The 20187-nt window shown below is 47.5% G+C and carries 17 protein-coding genes and 1 riboswitch; of the genes, 14 read left to right on the top strand and 3 right to left on the bottom strand.

Features of this window, described 5'->3' with window-relative positions; translation table 11 throughout:
• Positions 1–112 precede the first annotated feature (112 nt).
• A complete protein-coding gene (gene asnB / locus HP399_RS20830) occupies positions 113–2038 on the bottom strand; it encodes an asparagine synthase (glutamine-hydrolyzing) (protein ID WP_173620653.1) in 1926 nt (641 codons plus the stop codon).
• Positions 2039–2241: 203 nt separating this feature from the next.
• Here asnB and HP399_RS20825 point away from each other — a divergent pair, with 203 nt between their 5' ends.
• The 4 genes from HP399_RS20825 to holA all read left to right on the top strand — a co-directional run bounded on the left by HP399_RS20825 (position 2242) and on the right by holA (position 7378).
• Positions 2242–4644: a DNA internalization-related competence protein ComEC/Rec2 gene (locus HP399_RS20825; RefSeq protein WP_173620719.1), complete on the top strand. Its 2403-nt coding sequence runs from the start codon at positions 2242–2244 to the stop codon at positions 4642–4644.
• Between the two features lie 53 nt (positions 4645–4697).
• A complete protein-coding gene (locus tag HP399_RS20820) occupies positions 4698–5243 on the top strand; it encodes an RNA polymerase sigma factor (RefSeq protein WP_007727758.1) in 546 nt (181 codons plus the stop codon).
• Positions 5243–6100, top strand: a complete 858-nt coding sequence (locus HP399_RS20815; protein WP_173620654.1) for an anti-sigma factor family protein — start codon at positions 5243–5245, stop codon at positions 6098–6100. Before HP399_RS20820 ends, HP399_RS20815 begins: the two co-directional genes overlap by 1 nt.
• A 240-nt stretch (positions 6101–6340) precedes the next feature.
• A complete protein-coding gene (gene holA, locus HP399_RS20810) occupies positions 6341–7378 on the top strand; it encodes a DNA polymerase III subunit delta (protein WP_173620655.1) in 1038 nt (345 codons plus the stop codon).
• A 63-nt stretch (positions 7379–7441) separates the two neighbouring features.
• Here holA and rpsT read toward each other — a convergent pair whose 3' ends face one another.
• Positions 7442–7717: a 30S ribosomal protein S20 gene (rpsT, locus tag HP399_RS20805; protein WP_007727753.1), complete on the bottom strand. Its 276-nt coding sequence runs from the start codon at positions 7715–7717 to the stop codon at positions 7442–7444.
• A 178-nt stretch (positions 7718–7895) separates the two neighbouring features.
• Here rpsT and gpr point away from each other — a divergent pair, with 178 nt between their 5' ends.
• From gpr to HP399_RS20765, 8 genes are all read left to right on the top strand, one after another.
• Positions 7896–8996, top strand: a complete 1101-nt coding sequence (gene gpr, locus HP399_RS20800; protein ID WP_173620656.1) for a GPR endopeptidase — start codon at positions 7896–7898, stop codon at positions 8994–8996.
• Positions 8997–9144: 148 nt separating this feature from the next.
• Positions 9145–10323, top strand: a complete 1179-nt coding sequence (gene spoIIP, locus HP399_RS20795; protein ID WP_173620657.1) for a stage II sporulation protein P — start codon at positions 9145–9147, stop codon at positions 10321–10323.
• Positions 10324–10328: 5 nt separating this feature from the next.
• Entirely contained in the window at positions 10329–10637 is a 309-nt protein-coding gene (locus HP399_RS20790; protein WP_173620658.1) for a YqxA family protein, read from the top strand.
• Between the two features lie 313 nt (positions 10638–10950).
• Positions 10951–11919, top strand: coding sequence for an ABC transporter ATP-binding protein (locus tag HP399_RS20785; protein WP_173620659.1), 969 nt, complete (start codon positions 10951–10953; stop codon positions 11917–11919).
• A gap of 18 nt (positions 11920–11937) precedes the next feature.
• Entirely contained in the window at positions 11938–12909 is a 972-nt protein-coding gene (locus HP399_RS20780; RefSeq protein ID WP_304502531.1) for an ABC transporter ATP-binding protein, read from the top strand.
• Between the two features lie 128 nt (positions 12910–13037).
• Complete coding sequence (locus tag HP399_RS20775) at positions 13038–14693, top strand: ABC transporter substrate-binding protein (RefSeq protein WP_173620661.1); 1656 nt, start codon at positions 13038–13040, stop codon at positions 14691–14693.
• 92 nt (positions 14694–14785) lie between these two features.
• On the top strand, positions 14786–15796 hold the full coding sequence (locus tag HP399_RS20770; protein ID WP_173620662.1) for an ABC transporter permease: 1011 nt from the start codon (positions 14786–14788) through the stop codon (positions 15794–15796).
• Positions 15797–15812: 16 nt separating this feature from the next.
• Positions 15813–16718 (top strand): ABC transporter permease, encoded by a 906-nt coding sequence (locus HP399_RS20765; protein ID WP_173620663.1) that lies wholly within the window; start codon positions 15813–15815, stop codon positions 16716–16718.
• 59 nt (positions 16719–16777) lie between these two features.
• Here the strand turns inward: HP399_RS20765 and HP399_RS20760 are convergent, their stop codons facing one another.
• Positions 16778–17548 (bottom strand): alpha/beta fold hydrolase, encoded by a 771-nt coding sequence (locus HP399_RS20760; RefSeq protein WP_173620664.1) that lies wholly within the window; start codon positions 17546–17548, stop codon positions 16778–16780.
• 124 nt (positions 17549–17672) lie between these two features.
• Between HP399_RS20760 and HP399_RS20755 the strand changes: the two genes are divergently transcribed.
• Together HP399_RS20755 and HP399_RS20750 are read left to right on the top strand one after the other, a co-directional pair.
• Positions 17673–18764 carry a M24 family metallopeptidase gene (locus tag HP399_RS20755; protein WP_007727724.1) on the top strand — a complete coding sequence of 364 codons (1092 nt, stop codon included), beginning with the start codon at positions 17673–17675 and terminating at the stop codon, positions 18762–18764.
• A 16-nt stretch (positions 18765–18780) separates the two neighbouring features.
• Positions 18781–18981, top strand: a riboswitch (cobalamin riboswitch).
• 169 nt (positions 18982–19150) lie between these two features.
• On the top strand, positions 19151–20170 hold the full coding sequence (locus HP399_RS20750; RefSeq protein WP_173620665.1) for an ABC transporter substrate-binding protein: 1020 nt from the start codon (positions 19151–19153) through the stop codon (positions 20168–20170).
• Positions 20171–20187 lie beyond the last annotated feature (17 nt).

The raw sequence follows: 20187 nt of genomic DNA, 5'->3' as shown, positions 1-20187 counted from the left end.
AACCCTCCCGTCCTTCACATAGCGATACGTTCATAGAGTGAACTTGTTCTCTATCAACGATGCTACGAAAAGTAAGAGAGGGTCTGCAAATCTATTTATTGCGTTCTCGCTGTTAGCCGATATGCAGCAGCGAATTTTTTTTGCGGCGAAGGTCTACATTCGGGCTGACATAAGGCTCAAAATTTTGCTTTTGCTCAATGAAGATTTGATGCCACAGCATGAAGACCAGGATCGTCCAGATTTTGCGACTGTAATCCGCATTGCCTTCGCGGTGTTCATCGAGCATGTACAGCACGTAGGCCTTATTGATCAAATTATCCACCTTGGATTCGAAAATGATCTCTTTTGCCCATTTGTAAAATTCGTTTTTGAGCCAATGACGAGTTGGAACAGGGAAGCCCAGCTTCTTTCTCGTTTGGATCTCAGGTGGTAAGAAGTCTTTCATCGCTTCACGAAGCACGTGCTTGGTCGTGCCGTTGGCAATTTTGTACTTCGTTGGAATGGTAGCGGCGAATTCAAATACCTTCAGATCAATGAAAGGCACTCGCAGCTCCAAAGAATTGGCCATCGTCATCTTGTCGGCCTTCATCAAAATGTTGCCTCTAAGCCAAGTGTGAATGTCCAAGTATTGCATCTTGGTCACATCGTCATATTCGGAAGCACGTTTGTAAATATCTTCTGTAATGGTGAAAGGAGATACATACGCTTCCGAACGGGTAATATCTTCCATGACGACACGCTTTTTCATCTCTTCGCTGAAAATCAGTGCGTTTCCGAAAAAGCGTTGCTCAACCGTTTTCGATCCGCGGATAAGGAAGTTTTTCCCTTTTACCTGATCAGGGAGGCGTTCAGCCATGTATCCGATGGATTGGCGCATCCAGCCAGGCATCCCGGAAAACATTTTGAGTGAATTTGGCTCTCTGTAAATATTGTATCCGCCAAAAAATTCATCTGCACCTTCACCGGACAATACAACGGTCACGTGTTCACTCGCCATCTGCGCTACGAAATAGAGCAGGATGGCAGATGGGTCCGCTACCGGTTCATCTTGATGCCAGATCAGTCGCGGCAATTCATCCATGTACTGTTTGGCGTTTATCACGCGCTCGAAATGCTCCGATCCCAAATATCCGGCGGTTCGCTTTGCATAATCGAGCTCGCTGTAACCAGGAATATCTGAGCCGACAGAAAAAGATTTGACTGGCTCGAATGTGCGCAACATCCCAACGATACTGCTAGAGTCAACACCACTAGACAAGAAGGCTCCACGCGAAACCTCGCTAATCCGGTGTTTGTCGACAGATTCGAGCATGACACTGCGCGTACCCTCAACAAAATAAGAGAACGGTTTGCTTTCATCAGGCTTGAATTCTACATCCCAGTACCTTTCCAGCTTGATCTGGTCGTTTTCAATCACGAACGAGTGCGCAGGGGGTATACGGTAAATACCAGCAAACATCGTATCAGGATCAGGTACATATTGGAACGTCAAATAGTGATAAAAAGCGGTTGGATTCACTTCGCGCTTGAATCCTGGTATCTCCAGCAAGCTTTTAATCTCGCTGGCAACCCCGATCGAATCATTCGTCTCGACATAGTAGAGCGGCTTGATTCCAAAATGGTCGCGTGCCCCAAACAGACGTTTTTTACGGGAGTCGTAGATCGTAAAGCCAAACATCCCGCGCAAATGCTTAGGTGCATCTGTTCCTACTTCTTCATAAAGGTGGAGGATGGTTTCAATATCAGAATCGGTATGGAAAACGTGACCGATGTCCTTTAACCATTGCTGTAACTCTTTGTAATTGTAGATTTCACCGTTACCAATAATCCAGATGTCACGTGTTTCGTTAAACAGCGGTTGATGTCCGCCTTCCACGTCAATGATGCTTAAACGACGAAAGCCCAGGGCGATGTTGTCTTCAAGGTGAAAACCATCGTCATCTGGACCACGGTGCAGGATGACACCCGTCATTGCACTAATCGCTTCTTGTTGAACAGGCATTTGCCGCTTGTTATAGAGTGATACGATTCCGCACATAAGAAATGACTCTTCCTCTCACTGGATTGCTCCTGCTAACTCTATCATGTATCGACCATCAGCGCAATCTCTTATGAGTGCCAGTGATTGACCTCAAAACGCTGATTCCACAAGGAAATTAGCCTTTCTTCTCTTCTATTTTTGTCCCCATTCGGTTAGATATACTCCCCTAGGAGACCATGAATCGTTCGACAAAACGTCTCATGAAAGAACAGGACGGGGGGATTGCAGTGTCAGTATGGATAGCAAGCCTAGCGATGATGATCGGCCTCATTTTCTCCGCCTATTTGCATCCTGCTTGGCTCCTGTTGGCTGCAGGCGTATCATGGGCACTCGTTGCATGTATCCGGTTACCTTACCGCAAATACGTTGTTTGCTACTCACTGATTTGTATTCTAGCAGGCCTCTTTTTTTATGGGTACGAGAATCTCCACAGCTCTGAAGTGAAACCAATGGCAGAAAGGGAGCAGAGGATCTGGATAGAAGGTGTCATTGATTCACCTGTGAGACGGGATGGGGATGTAGCACGATTTTTTGTCACGATAACATCCTGGGGTGAAAATCAGCCTGATCAGCAAGAGCATCGGTCTATCGAAAAAATTGCGCTTCGTGTTAAGCTTGCTTCTTTCCAAGAAGCATCACAAATAGAGCAGTGGAGACGTGGCAGTGTGATCGTGGCTCCGATCCGACTATCCTTACCAGCTACTGCGCGCAATCCTCATGCCTTCGACTACGCCAGCTATTTGTATCGGCAAGGTGTCCATGTCACAGGAGAAACAAGCTATCAAGCGGTTGATATGACACCTGCTTTTTCCGTGTCGGCGAGCTTTCAAGAATGGCAAGACTCCGGTGCCAAGAGAATTGAATCATTATTTACAGATGTAGAAACAGCGGGTTACATGAAGTCGCTGCTGCTTGGTCTTGGACAAGAGGTAAATCCTGAGCTTGCGTCGATGTATTCGAATTTGGGCTTAAGCCATATCCTCGCGATTTCTGGTTTGCATGTGACATTGGTTAGCTCCATGTTTATGTGGTGTTTGGAACGGATTGGAATCAGACGTAGACTCGCATTTGTCGTAACGATTTTGTTCTTGATTGGGTATGTACTCCTGGTGGGAGCCAGCGCGTCCGCAATCCGATCCGGGCTGATGGGGAGTGTGGGTCTTCTCTGTCAGGTATTTGGAAAGAGGTTGGACGGCAAGGACGTTTGGGCAGGTGCACTCATTCTGATGCTGGTGGTGAATCCCTATCAGCTGTGGCATGTCGGTTTTCAGCTTTCCTTTGCGGTGACACTTGGTCTGATTATTTTTGTGCCATACAGCTTGCATGTGTTTGTGCGAGTACCCGTCTGGATTCGTACTCTCGTGGCGGTTACTTTGTCAGCCCAGCTCATTTCTTTTCCGTTTCTCATCTACCATTTTCATTTATTTTCACCTGTGTCTTGGCTGGTCAATTTGGTGGTGACACCGATTCTCTCGGCTATAGCGCTACCGTTCGGGTATATCGCGGTTGTCCTCGATTTCGTCCATCCATTTTTGGCGGTGATCCCTGCTTGGGTATCGACGGCTATGCTGAAATGGATTCATCTCCCACTGTTTGCTATTGAAAAAATGAGGCTCCCCTTCACATATTGGCCGCATCCTTCGTGGTGGTGGCTTGTTTCGTATACCTGCTTTTTAAGTGTTCTACCCATTTCATGGAAGTTGGGCTATCATCGAAAGCGTGATATAATGCTTACTTTCGTTATATTTCTGTTGTTCATTGTAGCGGCCAGACAGCCGTTTTCCGGAGTCGAAGAAGTGCGAATTACCTTCCTTGATGTCGGACAAGGGGATTCCATCGTTGTCGAAATTGGTGATCAGAAGGTATACTTAATGGATGCGGGTGGGACAATGCGGTTCCCAGCTGCTGAACCATGGATGGAAAAGCGTGACCCATTTGAGGTGGGGAAAGACGTCGTTCTGCCGTTTCTGATGGCCAGAGGAATCGAGAAAATCGATCGTGTCATCATGACGCATGGCGATCTGGATCACATCGGGGGAGTAAAATCGCTCATTCCTCATTTTTCTTTTGGAGAGGTATTAGTGAATGGAACAGCACCTTCCAAATTAGAGGGCGAGATTGTCCAGCTCTTCCAACAAGAAGGGGTTCCGATTTTAACTGGGCTCCCAGGTCAATCTTGGTCAGATGGGCCGGGAATCGAGTGGAAGTGGCTACACCCGGGTGAATCGACCTTCTCAGGAAATGATGCATCCGTAGTACTCCAGCTGACTGCTTTCAACAAGACTGTATTGTTTACGGGTGACATTGAAAAGGATGGGGAAAGTCAGCTTGTTCAAAACGGTTTGACTTCTGTGGATGTTTTGAAAGTAGCCCATCATGGAAGCAATACCTCGAGCACCGAAGAGCTCCTTGCAGTCACAGCACCAAAAGTTGCTGTAATCTCTGCTGGGGTGAAAAATCGGTACGGGCATCCATCATCCGAAGTACTGCATCGATTAAAAAAAACGGGTTCAGCCGTGTACAGGACTGATGCTCATGGAGCGATTACGCTGGTTATTACACCTGCGGGATTATATTGGCAGGCCCAAATATTGGATACATAATCTGTTTGCAACTTTTTCAATGAGCGAACCGTCTGTAGGGGGGAGAAGAGAATATGCCAGAAGCAGAGTTGATCAGGATGGCGCAATCCGGGGATCATGACGCGCTAGTCGAACTGCTTCGATCTATTGAGACCTCCGTTTACCGAAGCGCTTATTACATTCTAGGGAACGAACAAGACGCGCTTGATGCTTCCCAGGAAGTCCTCATTCGAATTTATCGAAAGTTGGACACCTATCAGGAAAAAGCAAAGTTCTCAACCTGGGTACAACGCATTGTCAGCAACGTCTGTATGGATAAATTTCGCGCGAAGAAGGAAACGGTCTCAATTGACGAGCACGAGTTGATCATTCCTGATCGTAACAACGTAGAAGAAGAAATCCTTCTCACCGGGCTGTCGAATGACATCCAGGAAGCCATCGGAAGATTGCCAAAGCAATACCGGATGGTTGTAGTACTCCGCTATCTAGAGGATTTGTCCTATCAAGAAATAGCGGAGGCACTAGATTTGCCGCTTAACACGGTAAAGTCGTATTTATTTCGGGCTAGGCAACAGTTACAGGAGCTGTTATACGACTACCAGAAAGGGGGGATCGGTTGATGACCAACGAAGAGATTTTTGAACTCATGCAGCGGGATCTGGATGGAGATCTGTCGGAGTCAGAGCAGCAACTGCTCTATCGTATGATCCAGAAAGATGCTGATCTGCAGCTTATGTACAACCGTTTGAAAGATGTGTCACAACAATTAGAACATCTGCCCCCTGTCGTACCTCCGTTCAGCATCGTAGATTCTATCCTGCCCAAGCTGGAGTTAGCCGCTGCAAAGCCTGCTGCGGTGAAATCTGCGGTGAACGAGGAAATCCTGCCCACTCTGGAAGTTAAGCGCGAGTCGTCTTCGCTGCCGGAATCAAAAAAGTGGAAGCGGATGAAAGTGTGGATGGCAAGTCTTGGTAGTACGGCCGTCGCTGCCAGCTTATTGGTTGGCATGCTTTTCTCGGGCGGTGATGGTAAGAAGCAAGACGTCGATTCGTTCCAGAACGGAACGGACATGACGCCTGCGGCCGTGGAACAACCTAAAACGCCTGGGCCAGATACTCCCACTCCTCCAAGCAATAATCCAATATCATCGAATTCAAAAGAGGAAGAGGACAAGACAAAAAAGTCTACTGGATCGGCTACTCAGACGAAGAGTAAAAAGCCACCGGCAAAGAACGTTCAAAAGCAAACACCGCCACCGAAGAAAACGAATCCGACACAGCCACCAAAGAAAGCTGTACCTCCAACGCCAGTAATGACAGATGATCAACCATCGGGCTGGCCGATCGGACTGGAGGAGAATCCGGACAGAGAAGACAAAGAACCTGCTAATGACGATAAGGACGACGGCAGGGACAAGCAAGAGGAGAAAGACAAGGGAAAAAATAAAGAGAAGAAAAAAAATAAAGATAATGACTAACTTTTTCCGCGTATGGACCGGCACCGCTTGCGGGGATTTTGCGTATAGTACATTATCAAGCACCCCCTGCTTACCGTTTGGGGAGGAGGAATCCCGGGGCTTTTCCCTAAACGTTTACATAGAGGTGCCAACGGATGAAAAAACCGCTACCGATTCACTGGTGGCGGTTTTTTTTCGCTTTGCTCTGATCAACATGTGCTATAATAACGCAGGTAATAAGAAGGAAAGGGGAGAAAACGTATGCCACTCCTATCGGCTATTCGCGAAATACGGCAAAAACAATTCTCGCCGATCTACGTCTTATACGGTCCGGAGTCTTTTCTGGCCGAAGATTTTTTGGCGTTGGCTCGTAAAGAAATGATTGATCCAGAATTTATGGATTTGAATATGAGCGTGTATGATTGTACCGAAACAGGATTGAGTGAAATTCTGCAGGATGCGGATACCTTGCCGTTTATAGGCGAGCATCGATTGGTGATTGCCAGACAAGCCTACTTTTTAACAGGAAGTAAGCCTTCAACTAAGGTAGAAAGCGACCCGGATGCTCTGCTCGATTATTTGCAAAATCCGCCTCCCTACACCACGCTTATTCTACATACAGAAGCTGACAAGCTCGATGAACGAAAAAAGCTGGTCAAAACGCTGCAGCAAAAGGCGAAAGTGATCCCTTTTCCGTTGCTAAAAGACGGAGATTTGTACGGTTGGGTAGAGCGGCAAACGGGTAAATACGAGGCGAAAATCGATCGTCAGCAAGCCATGAAGCTTGTGGAGCGAGTGGGAGCCGAGCTGCGCCTTCTGAACAAGGAAATCGAAAAGATGGCCCTGTTTGTCGGGGTGGGTGAAAGCATCACGGACGAGGTCATTGAGCTGCTCGGAGCACGTACGCTGGAGCAGGATGTATTCGCGCTGATTGAACAGGTCGCTTCGGGGAGATTGGACAAGGCACTCAGGATGATGTATGACTGTATGAAAACAGGAGAGGAGCCGATCAAGCTGCTGGCTCTCTTGGCGAGGCAGTTCCGTATGCTGCTGCATGTGAAGCAATTGGCTCCACGTGGTTATTCGCAGCAACAGATGGCAGGCATGATAAAAATGCATCCTTACGCGGTGAAAAAAGCAATGGAGCAAGCGCGTCATTTTTCTGAGGAGTCGTTGAAAAAACTGCTGGGCATTCTGGCGGAAGAAGATTTTCGGATGAAGTCAGGGCAAGTGGACAAGCGTCTCGCCCTCGAATTATTCATTGCACGTGCACATGACGAACGAACAAAACAGTCGTGACGATTTTCACAGAAAAAAACCCCTAGAACAAGATGTTCACGGGGTTTTTTGGCGCTTGGTCTCTTACGCTACAGGAGCGCTCAGAACGTTAAGCTTTTTCATCAAACGAGACTTTTGACGGTTTGCTGCGTTTTTATGAATGAGACCTTTCGAAGCGGCCTTGTCCAGCTTTTTCACAGCCACCAGAAGAGTAGATTTCGCCAATGCTACATCGGAAGCAGCGACAGCTTTCTCATAGTTCTTGATGGAAGTACGCAGATCAGACTTTTGAGAAGCACGGTGTGCGCGACGCTTTTCGATTGTTTTGGTGCGTTTAATCGCGGATTTAATGTTTGGCATGTGTGTCACCTCCTTAATACGACCATAGACATACAGTCATACAACAAAGTAATTCTAGCATGGGGCGAACCCATTTGCAAGAAAGGATTCGGAATAAAAATGAAGGATTCAAGCAAGCTAGTAGCAGGAACAAAATGGTCAGTAGTTTTTTCACTTCGGATCAAAGGAGCTGATGAACATGGCACATAACATTGATTTATCTGGTTATTCCATTCGTACGGATCTGGCCTTGGAGGCCCACGAGCTTGCCCAGCAGCAGAATCAGAGCGGCATTGAGGGCGTTTGGCTGCAAGCTGACGACAGCGAGCCCAATGTGAAAGTAACGAGATTACATGTGGAAACAGAGGAAGCGGGGAAGGAAATCGGCAAGCTCCCAGGGCATTACCTTACGATTGAAGTGCCTAAGCTGCGGGATAATGATACATCGATCGAGGAGCAGGTGGCCAAGCGATTCTCCGTCGAATTTGCGATGTTTCTCAAACAGCTGGGAATCACGGAGGACAAAAAGGCTCTCGTCGTTGGTCTCGGTAACTGGAATGTGACCCCAGATGCGCTGGGACCGATGGTTGTGGAAAATTTGTTGATTACACGCCATCTGTACACACTGGCACCTGAAACCGTCGGAGAAGGGTATCGGGAAGTTAGTGGGCTATCACCGGGTGTCCTTGGGATTACGGGTATAGAAACGAGTGAGATCATTTTTGGTGTCGTGGAAAAAAGCAAACCCGATTTTGTCATCTGTATTGATGCTCTTGCGTCCCGCGCTCTGCACCGGGTCAATACGACGATTCAAATATCGGATACAGGCATTCATCCCGGATCAGGGGTCGGAAACAAGCGCAAAGCGATTGATCAGGCGACACTTGGTGTGCCTGTGATTGCGATAGGAGTCCCTACGGTCGTTTTTGCCTCGACGATTGTAAATGATGCGATTACGTATTTGCTGGGGCATTTTGGACAATCGATGGTGGAGAGCAAGCGGGCGTTTAACAAACTGGCATTGAGTACGCTGCCGGAGCGTAAGGAACCGTACACGGAAGAGGATTTGCCTGACTTGGAATCCCGAAAGACATTTATGGGATTGGTAGGTTCCTTGCCGGAAGAAGAGAAACGGCAACTGATTCATGAGGTCCTTCGACCGCTGGGACAGGATCTGGTCGTCACTCCAAAAGAAATTGATGATTTTATTGAAGGCGTGGCGAATGTGATCGCAACAGGTTTGAATCGCGCCTTGCACAGTGCCGTAAATGAAGAAAATAGCGGCTCGTATACCCACTAACCCACTAAGTCGTGAAAAGCTAGAGTGAGAGAGAAAAGCTAGAAAAGGGTTCTATCGTCTCTATGAGCCTCATAAGCTAAAGCATAGACAAGCACGAGGGGAAGTTCTCCCGACGTGCAACCATGCAACAGCTAGAGGAGTGAGACAGATGGCGACCCTCATTCAACGCCAATTCGTTGTTCTTTCCTTTATAACTGCCTTCCTGTTTGTCATGACAGGAGTGCTTTCGCTCGGTGGGAACCGAATCGCAATTTCTTCCTCCGCCATACAACAGGCCGCTTCTCATATTTCCAGTCTGGCGATTTTGGGGTGGATGGGGCAGGAAATTCCGGTTTTGTCCGAAACGGTGCAAGCACAGGCTGATGATCGCACAAATAGCGTAACGGGTTTTCTCTTTCGCTTGGCAACCAATATACAGCCGGGAGACTTGCGTAGCTTGCTAGGCAGGGAGCTCCCAGGGATGGTGACGACAGAGGATGCCAGGTTTGTCGTACAGGGAAAAGGAGCTTCTCTCGCAGATTTTTATTTGGAGTATCCCGCCCATCCGAGACAGGTAGCGGATCAATCGCAAGTAGTTCCGATCGTAGAGCCAAAGCCGGAGGATACCACGAAGTCAGGCGAAACAAAGCCAGCTCCAGTGCCCAATTCAGTCACAAACGGCAAAAAAATCGTTTACGTCTACAACTCGCATAATCGGGAATCGTGGTTTAGTGAGACGAAGCCAGTAGGAACCTCCGTCGATCATCCTACAAGAAATATATCGTTAATCAGCAAGTATTTATCAGAAGCGTTGAATGACAAAGGAATTGGTTCGGACGTGAGCACCGATGACATCTATCAGGAGCTGTTGAACAAAAAAATGCATTACTCCTTCTCCTACGCGGAATCTTTGCAAGTGGTCAAGGCCGCAACGGAGAAAAACAAGGAACTGTACTACTTCTTCGATCTGCATCGAGACACAGCGCCACGAGATCGTACGACGGTCACGATCAAAGGAAAAACGTATGGAAGAGTATTGTTCGTCATCGGAAAAAGAAACAAAAGCTACGAAAAAAATGAGGCGTTTGCAACAGAGCTTCATGAGCTGATGGAAAAAATGTACCCAGAGCTTTCACGTGGCGTGATGGAAAAAGGCGCAAAAACGGATCATGGCGAGTATAATCAGTCCCTCTCCCCGGGAAGCCTGTTAATAGAAATAGGTGGTACGGAAAACAGCGTGCAGGAAAGCAAGAATACGGCAGAAGCATTGGCTGATGTTTTCGCAGCCTATTATCAGCAAGCTGAAAAAGTAGGCAAAACAGTTTCTGACGAGCCTGCAAAGAGGTGACGGGCATGAACGTGACGATGAAGCTGACTGGATTGTTAATCATCTTGCTGGTCGGGGTAGTTTTGGGATTGCAAACGGCTGAGCGTGGAATATCCAAGGTGAGTGGAGTGCCTGAGGGGCAGGCGCAAACCTTTTCCATCAAAAAAGTGGACCAAGGGCAAGTGGAGATCGCGGTAATGGGCAAGCAGGTTCAGACTGCCAACCCGAAGGAAATGGTCAACTACGTCAGTCGGATTGGTTTGACTTTGGGTGGAAGCATTAAAAGTGGGGCGCAGAGTTTTGTCGATTGGGTAGGGAGTTATTTTGAACCGTGAAAATGGTTTATGCGCAAAAAGAAGGGGTGCAGAAAGCCCCAGTGACAAAAGACCCGTACAGGCGGGTCTTTTGCATGTGACCACAGATGCTTCACTCAATCTGCTTAAACAGTGCAAGTAAGGCTACATCAACAATGAAAGGGCTATCATATAATTCTTTTACATAATTTTAAAACGCGAGTCAAATTTTCTTTTTAATCAGTAAAGAGGTAATAGTTTGAATTTATTGTGTTGCGAAAAAATTGAATAAATGTCATAATGTCTACTGAAAGGTCTATTTTGGAAGTATATATCGGTGAGAGAGGTGAGCCACGTGTCACATCCTGTCCTACAAATCGAAAACCTGCAAACGCACTTTTTCACGGACCGCGGCCAAATCCCTGCCGTTGATGGCGTGACGATCACGGTACAAAAAGGAGAAGTAGTCGGTATCGTAGGCGAATCCGGCTGCGGAAAGAGCGTTACCTCCCTTTCCGTTATGAAGCTAGTACCCAATCCCCCAGGGAGAATCGTGGGAGGCTCGATTAAATTCAAGGGGGAGGATCTCGTATCTGTCGACGAAAAGCGAATGAGAGACATCCGTGGAAATGAAATTGCGATGATCTTTCAGGAGCCGATGACATCGTTAAATCCGGTGTTTACGATTGGAGACCAGATAGGAGAATCAGTCCGATTACATACGAAGGCGAGCAAAAAGGACGCAAGAGCACGTGCCATTGAGATGTTGAAAAAAGTCGGAATTCCTCGAGCGGAAGCTATCGTCGATGAATACCCGCACCAGCTTTCTGGGGGCATGCGACAACGCGTCATGATTGCGATGGCAATGGCTTGCAATCCAGCGCTTCTAATTGCAGACGAGCCTACTACCGCGCTCGACGTGACGATTCAAGCGCAGATTTTGGACCTGATGCGCCAACTCAACCGGGAAGCAGACACAGCCATTCTCCTCATTACCCACGATCTTGGGGTCGTTGCGGAAATGTGTCACCGCGTCGTGGTGATGTACGCAGGCAACGTGATTGAACAAGGCGATGTTCGTACGATCTTAAAAAATCCGAAGCATCCTTATACGATCGGCTTGTTGAATTCGTTGCCGAAGCTGGAAGAATCACAGGAGCGTCTCTATTCAATTCCAGGCAACGTCCCGATTCCGGGTTCGCTTACTGTCGGATGCCGTTTTGCACCTAGATGCGATAAAGTATCAGACCGATGCCGCAGTGAGATGCCAGAATTAAAAATGGTAGGGGACAATCACCTTTCCCGCTGCTGGCTGTCCGAATAACCCGAGAGGAGCATGCAGGTGGCTGAAGATCTTCTGATCGTAAAAAATTTGAAAAAATACTACCCAATCACAGGCGGTGTTCTTGGAGGGGAAGTAGGTGTAGTAAAGGCGGTAGATGATGTATCGTTTACCGTTAAGAGTGGAGAAACTTTGGGGCTGGTAGGTGAGAGTGGCTGTGGGAAGTCCACGACTGGACGTTCCTTGCTGCGACTGATTGAACCTACTTCCGGTGAAATCAACTTTGACGGGACAGATGTCATGTCGCTTTCCACAGATGCGATGAGAAAGATGCGACGTGACATGCAAATTGTTTTTCAGGACCCGTTTGCTTCACTCAACCCTAGACATAATATTGAGAAAATTTTGGAAGAGCCCTTGATTGTACATGGTTTGGGTTCTTCGGCAGAGCGAAAAAAGCGCGTGCAGGAAATGCTGGAGATCGTTGGTCTGAGCAGCTATCACGCGAGTCGCTATCCGCATCAATTCAGCGGAGGACAGAGGCAGCGGATCGGCATTGCGAGAGCGCTGATGCTCAAGCCCAAATTGATCGTTGCGGATGAGCCTGTGTCTGCACTGGACGTGTCCATTCAGTCGCAGGTGCTCAATCTCATGCAGGATTTGCAACGCGAATTCGGCCTTACATACTTGTTCATTGCCCACGATTTGAGTGTAGTGCGTCATATCAGTGATCGGGTAGGCGTGATGTACCTTGGCAGAATTGTCGAGCTGACGACGAGTAGCCAATTGTATTCCAATCCGCTCCATCCGTATACGAAAGCACTGCTGTCGGCGGTACCTTCGCCAGACCCTGATGCGGTACGAGAAAGAGTCATCCTCCAGGGAGATGTGCCGAGCCCTGCAAAGCCTCCAAGTGGCTGTACATTCCATACGAGGTGTCCCCATGTAACAGAGGAGTGCCGTACTGTGCGACCAGAATTTATGGACGCAGGCGACGGACACTTTGTTGCTTGTCACTTATACAAGTCCTAATCGACAAAAGGGAGTCTGCCTGCCGAATAGGAAGTCTTGTAAAGGGGGGATGCAAAGCAGGAGGTATTGTATCGACCATCTACCAAAAAGGAACATGCGACCATTATTAGAAAAAGGGGGATGATTTCATGAAGAAGAGAGTTCTCTCCGCAACCATGACCAGCCTAGTGGCGCTGGCCATGCTGATTGCTGGATGCTCAAGCACTTCTACGACACAAACGCCGGCAGAACAACCAAAGACAGAAACTCCGGCACCTGCAACTGAGCCTGCAAAAACTGGACCGAAGCAATTAATCGTCGGTCGCGGTGCAGACACAAAGGGGCTTGACCCAATCACTCAAACAGATGGTGAGACATTCAAAGTAACAGAGAACATCATGGATACTTTGATCGGTTTCGCTGACGGCTCAACAGAGCTCGCTCCATCGTTGGCTGATAAATGGGAAGTATCTCCTGATGGTCTTGTTTATACGCTGACATTGAAATCTGGCGTCAAGTTCCACGACGGTACAGATTTCAATGCAGAGGCGGTCAAATACAACTTTGAGCGCTGGAGCGACAAGAGCCATCCACAGCATTCACCAGAGGGCTTCGAGTATTACATCAGCCAATTCGGTGGATACAAGGGTGACGCGAATCACATTATCAAATCTGTGGAAGCAGTCGATCCTACCACTGTAAAGTTCACCTTGACTCGTCCATTGGCTCCATTCCTTGCTAACCTCGCGATGTCTCCTTTCGCGATTGGTTCTCCTGAAGCATTGAAGAAGGATGTTAAGAAATTCAATGAGCACCCAATCGGTACAGGGCCTTTCAAATTCGTAGAGTGGAAGCGCAACGACACCATCACTCTCGAGAAAAACCCTGATTACTGGAACAAAGGGTTCCCGAAATTGGATAAATTGGTATTCAAGGTCATTCCAGAAAACACGGCGCGTCTGACTGCTTTGGCATCAGGTGAGATCGATTTGATGGATGGTTTGAACACAGATGATATCCCAGCAGTAAAAGACAACAAAGAGCTGCAACTATTCCTCCGTCCTACTAATAACATTGGTTATATTGGCTTTAACGTAGAGAGGAAGCCACTCGACAATCCAAAAGTTCGTGAAGCCATTGCTTATGCAATTAACAAACCTGAAATCGTAACGGCCTTCTTCGATGGCGTTGGAGAACCAGCAGTCAACCCAATGCCAAAGACCATGTGGGGACATAACAACGATATTAAAGATCGTGAGTTCAACCTCGATAAAGCAAAACAATTGCTTGCAGAAGCAGGACATCCAAACGGTTTCAAAATCAAATTCTGGGCAATGCCAGTACCGCGTCCATACATGCCTGAAGGTGTGAAGATTGCAGAAGCAATCCAGCAAGACATGAAGAAAATCGGGATTGATGCTGAGATCGTGACGATGGAATGGGCAACGTACTTGGAAAAGACTCGTTTGGGTGAGCAAGAAATGTTCATGCTTGGTTGGACAGGTGACAATGGCGACCCTGACAACTTCTTGGCTGTCTTGCTCGACAAAAACAGCATTGGCAGCAACAACTATACACGCTGGGCAAACGACGAAGCTTCTCAATTGATGATGAAAGCTCAATCCACTCCAGTGCAAGCAGAGCGTGAAAAACTGTACAAACAAGTACAAGAGATCATTTTCAAAGACGTGCCAATGGTTCCGCTGGCACACTCTACACCAGCATTGGCAGGAAAAGCGAATATCGTAGATTACAACCCGCATCCAAAAGGGACTGAAAGTTTGGAAAAGGTAGATATCAAGTAAGCTGATTCATAGTAAAAGGGTAAGAGGAGTGCATACCTCTTCTTACCCTCCTTTCATTATTAAGCGATTATTTTATGCAGGAAGGCGAGGAGATGGCATTGCTAGCTTACAGCATTCGAAGAATTTTAATGCTCATTCCTGTCTTAGTGGGCATGTCAATCATCGTTTTTTCCATTATTCGTGCCATCCCTGGTGATCCGGCTTTGACGATTTTGGGAGAAAAGGCAACACCACAAGCGATTGCAGACATACGAGAAGCATTGGGATTGAATAATCCGTGGTACATACAGTATTTCGATTATATGAAAGATATTTTGAGCGGAAATCTTGGGGAATCATTGCAAACGAATGCGCCGATTTCAGATGAAATCATACCTTATTTGGCGGCGACGACTGAACTTACGATTGTGAGTATGCTGATTGCGGTGTTTATCGGTGTAAATGCAGGGATTCTTTCTGCGTGGAAGCAAAATTCCTGGTTTGACTACAGTGCGATGTTGATCGCCTTGGTTGGTGTATCCATGCCAATTTTTTGGCTAGGTTTGATGGAGCAGTGGGTGTTTGCCCAAGAACTGAAATGGCTGCCATCAGTTGGTCGCGACAATTCGCGTAATCCCGTAGAGGCCATTACGCACTTTTATATACTGGATACGATGATTGCTGGTCAGTGGGATCAGCTATGGGAAGTCATCAAGCATTTGATCCTGCCGGGAATCGCGTTAGGTACGATCCCAATGGCGATCATTGCGCGCATCACTCGTTCAAGCATGCTGGAAGTCATGCGTGCCGACTATGTCAGAACCGCTCGTGCAAAAGGACTGACACAGTTCTGGGTCGTGTACAAGCATGCGCTGAAAAATGCGATGATCCCTGTCTTGACGGTAATTGGTTTGCAAACAGGGTTGCTGCTGGGTGGAGCCGTTTTGACAGAGACAATCTTCGGATGGCCAGGTGTCGGTCGTTATATTGTGACCGCCATTGGAAACCGTGACTATCCGGTTATCCAATCCGGTATCCTTGTGATCGCGACGATTTTCGTCCTGATCAATCTCTTGGTCGACCTTCTGTACGCCTATATCGATCCACGCATCAAATATCGCTAAGGAGGGACGAAGAGACATGGCACAATCACAATTACAACCACGAGATCAGGTAGTACCTTTAAAAGTGAAGCAAGAAGAAGTAGTCTCTCCTTGGAAGGATGCATGGAGGACGCTACGAAAAAACAAGCTGGCGCTGGTGGGCTTCGGGATTATTTTGTTTTTCATTGTTGTGGCGGTTTTAGCTCCATGGATTGCTCCGTATCCGTACGACGAAGGCCAGCTCGTGATGAAAAACAAGCCGCCTTCCGAAGAACATTGGTTTGGAACAGATTACAATGGTCGCGATGTGTTTAGTCGCGTTATTTATGGGGCTCAAATCTCCTTGTGGGTAGGGACGTTCTCTGTCATTGGCTCCGTTCTCGCAGGGACCTTGCTCGGGCTGTTGGCAGGATATTATGGCAGATGGATTGATACGATCATTTCGCGTCTCTTTGATATTATGCTTGCCTTTCCAAGTATTCTTTTGGCGATTGCCGTTGTTGCCATCTTGGGGCCTTCTTTGCAAAACGCCTTGATTGCAATTGCGATTATTAACATTCCGACATTCGGACGGTTAGTGCGCGCCCGTGTATTGAGCTTGAAGGAAGAAGAATTCGTCATGGCCGCACGGGCAATTGGGATGAAAAATTCCCGGATTATCATGCAGCATATTTTGCCGAACAGCCTTGCGCCAATCATTGTGACCGGGACGATGGGGATCGCCACAGCGATTATCGAAGCAGCAGCACTTGGCTTTCTCGGACTGGGAGCACAAGCGCCAGAACCGGAATGGGGAAAAATGCTCGCTGATTCACGACAGTACATTCAGAAAGCACCATGGACTGTTATTTTTCCAGGGCTCTCTATCATGCTGACAGTTCTCGGCTTTAACTTAATTGGGGACGGCTTGCGCGATGCACTCGACCCACGGATGAAGAGCTAGTCCAATCGTAAAAAGACAGAAGGGGGCTGGAGATGCCCGTCCTTCTGTCTTTTCTTGGTTTAGCCTTCTTCCATGAAGGTGCGGCACAACTGATTGAAAACAGGAGCAGCTTTCGTGATGACTTGATGTTTCACGTTAGGGATCATCTCGAGTTTTGTTTTTGGCAATTTCATGGTAAGCATCTGCGCATAATGGTGCATCCGTTGATCTTGTTTGCCATAGGCAAGTAAAATCGGAAGCTGGATGTTGCCCAAACGCTCCGTACATTGATAACGATGTCCCGCAGCATAAAGGTATTTTAAGCTGTTGGGATCTGTTTTGGAGGCGTGCGCCGTCCATTTTTCCCGCATTTCTGGGTCATCGACATGTGAGGAAGCAATCGAACGGGCAAGAAGAGGAACTCCGTGAAGCATCGACAACGCCTGCCCCATCCAAAATCGTCCATGTAAATACAGGTCATTCACTTCAGAAAAACCGCTCACGAGTATACCGCCTTGTGCATGATCAGGATATCGAAGACAATATTCAAGGGCGATAGAAGCACCTTGGGAGTACCCCAAAATAAAGGGACGTTCAATGCCGAGGGACCGGACAAGCTTATGGAGCTGTTCTGCCAGCTCCTCAATGGAAAAGGGCTTCTCCATCGGAGAACTGTCGCCATGTCCGGGCAAATCAGGGACAATGAGCTGATATGTATCTGCGAGTGTTTGCTGATAAACAAAATTGATAGAGCCGATGCATGGCGCATGGATACACAATAACGGCTTGCCTTTTCCCGATATGTGAAAAGCAAACTGCTTGCCATCCTGATGAACGAGTATTTGTTCCATTTTCGTTTTCACCCCACCCTTAGGTTGTCCGATACGAAGTAGATTTTTCAATTGCAGTCTTCTTTTTTTGATGGGGAAGTGGTATTCTCGCAATAGAATAATTGGTGAAAGCAGGGTGAAGAAGTTGTTTCAAGAGCGCATTTCGAAGCTCCACACGTTTTTGACAGAGCAAGAGCTGAACGCGGTGTTGATTACCTCTCCCAAGCACGTCTACTATTTGACCGGATTTTTTACAGACCCGCATGAACGTTTTATGGGTCTCGTTATTCCTGCTGAGGGAAAACCTTCTTTAATTGTACCTGCTCTTGATCGTGAGGCAGCGGCAGAGGCTTCGTTCGTTCAAGATATCCATACACATACGGATATCCAAAACCCGTATGAAATCCTCAAGCAAGTGTTACCAGCGAATTTGACGAAGCTCGGTATTGAGAAAAGTCATATGACTGTCGAGCGCTATGAAGCACTTGGACAAGTTGTTCTGGCGTCGAGCTATGTGGACGTGGAAGAGCCACTGCGTGAAATGCGTTTGATCAAATCCGCGGATGAAGTGGATCGTCTGAAGCATGCTGTTCAGTTGGTCGAGGATTCCTTGCGGGAGACCCTGAAAAAAGTCAAGACAGGCATGACCGAGACGGAAATCGTAGCTGAGCTGGAATTCCAGATGAAGCGCTTGGGTGCGGAAGGTCCATCCTTCACGTCCATGGTATTGGCAGGGGAGAAGTCGGCACTGCCACACGGGAAACCAGGAACGCGCCAGGTGCAAGAAGGCGACTTGCTTTTGTTTGATATTGGAGTAGCAGCGAACGGATATGTATCCGATATTACCCGTACCTTTGCTGTAGGCGAGATCAGTGCCCAGCTTCAAGAAATTTACGAGACAGTATTGGCTGCCAACGAAGCGGCAATTGCTGAGATTCGTCCGGGTGTGACCTTTGCGCATTTGGATAAAACCGCTCGCGATGTCATCACTGCAAAAGGCTACGGAGAATACTTCATGCACCGTCTGGGGCATGGACTTGGGATGGATGTACATGAATATCCGTCTGTTCACAGCCAGAACCAAGAAGTGCTTCGTCCAGGGATGGTCTTTACGATCGAGCCGGGCATCTATCTGCCAGGTGTAGGCGGAGTGCGGATTGAAGATGATGTATTGGTTACGGAAACGGGCGTTGAAATTCTCACGCAGTTCCCGAAAAAACTGACTTCTATCAACTAATGAATAAATCGTAAAAATTGAATACGTATCGAATGGTGCTGGATGGCATATGCCGTCAGCTTAAAAGGGAAGTCCGGTGAGAAACCGGCGCGGTCCCGCCACTGTAACGAGGAGCGCCTAGCGTATAGCCACTGTTTTTTGCGAGACAAAAAATGGGAAGGTAGCTGGGTGTGTTGATCCGTAAGCCAGGAGACCTGCCATGCGATCATTTAAAATCGACCCACGAGGATGGGGCAGATGTGGAAGCAGTCTATGAAAGGGCGCCTTTGTGCCTGCTTATAGCTATATCTACGTTTGTCATGCACCTCCCGATAGAAATGGGGGGTGCTTTTTTTGTGGAGGATTTGGTTCAACCCATCATATACATAGAGAAAAGGGGATTACAGATGGTTAAGGCAAACAAATCACATACAGTAATGAAAGGACTAGCTTTCGGTATCATGACAGCTGCCATGCTTTTGGTTTCGGCATGCGGCTCCACTACGACAACACAGGCTCCAGCCAAAACAGAACAAACAGCTGCACCAGCAGCAGAGGGCAAGGCTGTAACACTCACCAATAATGGTATCGAAATGACTTATCCAACAGCACCTGAGCGTGCTGTGACATTGAACCAACACGTCACCGAAATCATGTTGACATTGGGCCTTGCTGATAAAATGGTCGGAACCGCTTACCTAGACGATGAAATCCTTCCAGAGTTAAAAGCAGATTACGACAAGATTCCGGTACTGTCTGATAAGTATCCTACGAAAGAAGTGCTGCTGGCAGCGAACCCAGACTTCGTGTACGCCGGATGGAAAAGCGGATTCGGCGAAAAGGGCGTAGGATCGATGCAGGATTTGGAAAAAGTCGGCATCAAATCGTATCTGCAAACGTCATCTAGTATGCCTGGCCCGACAATCGACGATGTGTTTGCAGACATTACGAATATTGGACGCATTTTCCGTGTGGAAGACAAAGCTGATGATTTGATCAACAAAATGAAGAGTGAAATGGACCAAACGCTTAGTAAAATTGGCAAGGTGGACGAGCCACTTAAAGTGTTCGTGTACGACAACGGGGAAGACAAACCATTCACAGCAGCCAACAACTACATGACGTCCTTAATCAAGACTGCTGGCGGTAAGAACATTTTTGATGACATTCAAAAGGGTTGGGCAGAGGTTAGTTGGGAACAAGTAGTGAGTCGCAATCCAGACGTGATTATTATCGTAGACTACGGTGATAGAACCGTTGAGCAAAAACGTAATTTCCTTTTGACAAAAAAAGAACTGGCGGATATCCCGGCGATTAAAAATCAACGACTAATGGTATTGCCATTGTCTGCGGCTTCTGAAGGCGTTCGAGCACCGATTGCGCTAAAAATTTTGGCGGAAGGACTCTACCCGGATAAATTCAAATAGAGTACACCCCTTTTAAG

Source organism: Brevibacillus sp. DP1.3A (assembly GCF_013284245.2).
Lineage (GTDB): Bacteria > Bacillota > Bacilli > Brevibacillales > Brevibacillaceae > Brevibacillus.
This window is presented reverse-complemented; position numbering and strand designations above follow the sequence as displayed.

Bases quoted from the DNA above. Each gene is read 5' to 3' on its own strand.
- asnB (WP_173620653.1), bottom strand. From the start codon at position 2,038: ATGTGCGGAATCGTATCACTCTATAACAAGCGGCAAATGCCTGTTCAA.
- HP399_RS20825 (WP_173620719.1), top strand. From the start codon at position 2,242: ATGAAAGAACAGGACGGGGGGATTGCAGTGTCAGTATGGATAGCAAGC.
- HP399_RS20820 (WP_007727758.1), top strand. From the start codon at position 4,698: ATGCCAGAAGCAGAGTTGATCAGGATGGCGCAATCCGGGGATCATGAC.
- HP399_RS20815 (WP_173620654.1), top strand. From the start codon at position 5,243: ATGACCAACGAAGAGATTTTTGAACTCATGCAGCGGGATCTGGATGGA.
- holA (WP_173620655.1), top strand. From the start codon at position 6,341: ATGCCACTCCTATCGGCTATTCGCGAAATACGGCAAAAACAATTCTCG.
- rpsT (WP_007727753.1), bottom strand. From the start codon at position 7,717: ATGCCAAACATTAAATCCGCGATTAAACGCACCAAAACAATCGAAAAG.
- gpr (WP_173620656.1), top strand. From the start codon at position 7,896: ATGGCACATAACATTGATTTATCTGGTTATTCCATTCGTACGGATCTG.
- spoIIP (WP_173620657.1), top strand. From the start codon at position 9,145: ATGGCGACCCTCATTCAACGCCAATTCGTTGTTCTTTCCTTTATAACT.
- HP399_RS20790 (WP_173620658.1), top strand. From the start codon at position 10,329: ATGAACGTGACGATGAAGCTGACTGGATTGTTAATCATCTTGCTGGTC.
- HP399_RS20775 (WP_173620661.1), top strand. From the start codon at position 13,038: ATGAAGAAGAGAGTTCTCTCCGCAACCATGACCAGCCTAGTGGCGCTG.
- HP399_RS20770 (WP_173620662.1), top strand. From the start codon at position 14,786: ATGGCATTGCTAGCTTACAGCATTCGAAGAATTTTAATGCTCATTCCT.
- HP399_RS20765 (WP_173620663.1), top strand. From the start codon at position 15,813: ATGGCACAATCACAATTACAACCACGAGATCAGGTAGTACCTTTAAAA.
- HP399_RS20760 (WP_173620664.1), bottom strand. From the start codon at position 17,548: ATGGAACAAATACTCGTTCATCAGGATGGCAAGCAGTTTGCTTTTCAC.
- HP399_RS20750 (WP_173620665.1), top strand. From the start codon at position 19,151: ATGGTTAAGGCAAACAAATCACATACAGTAATGAAAGGACTAGCTTTC.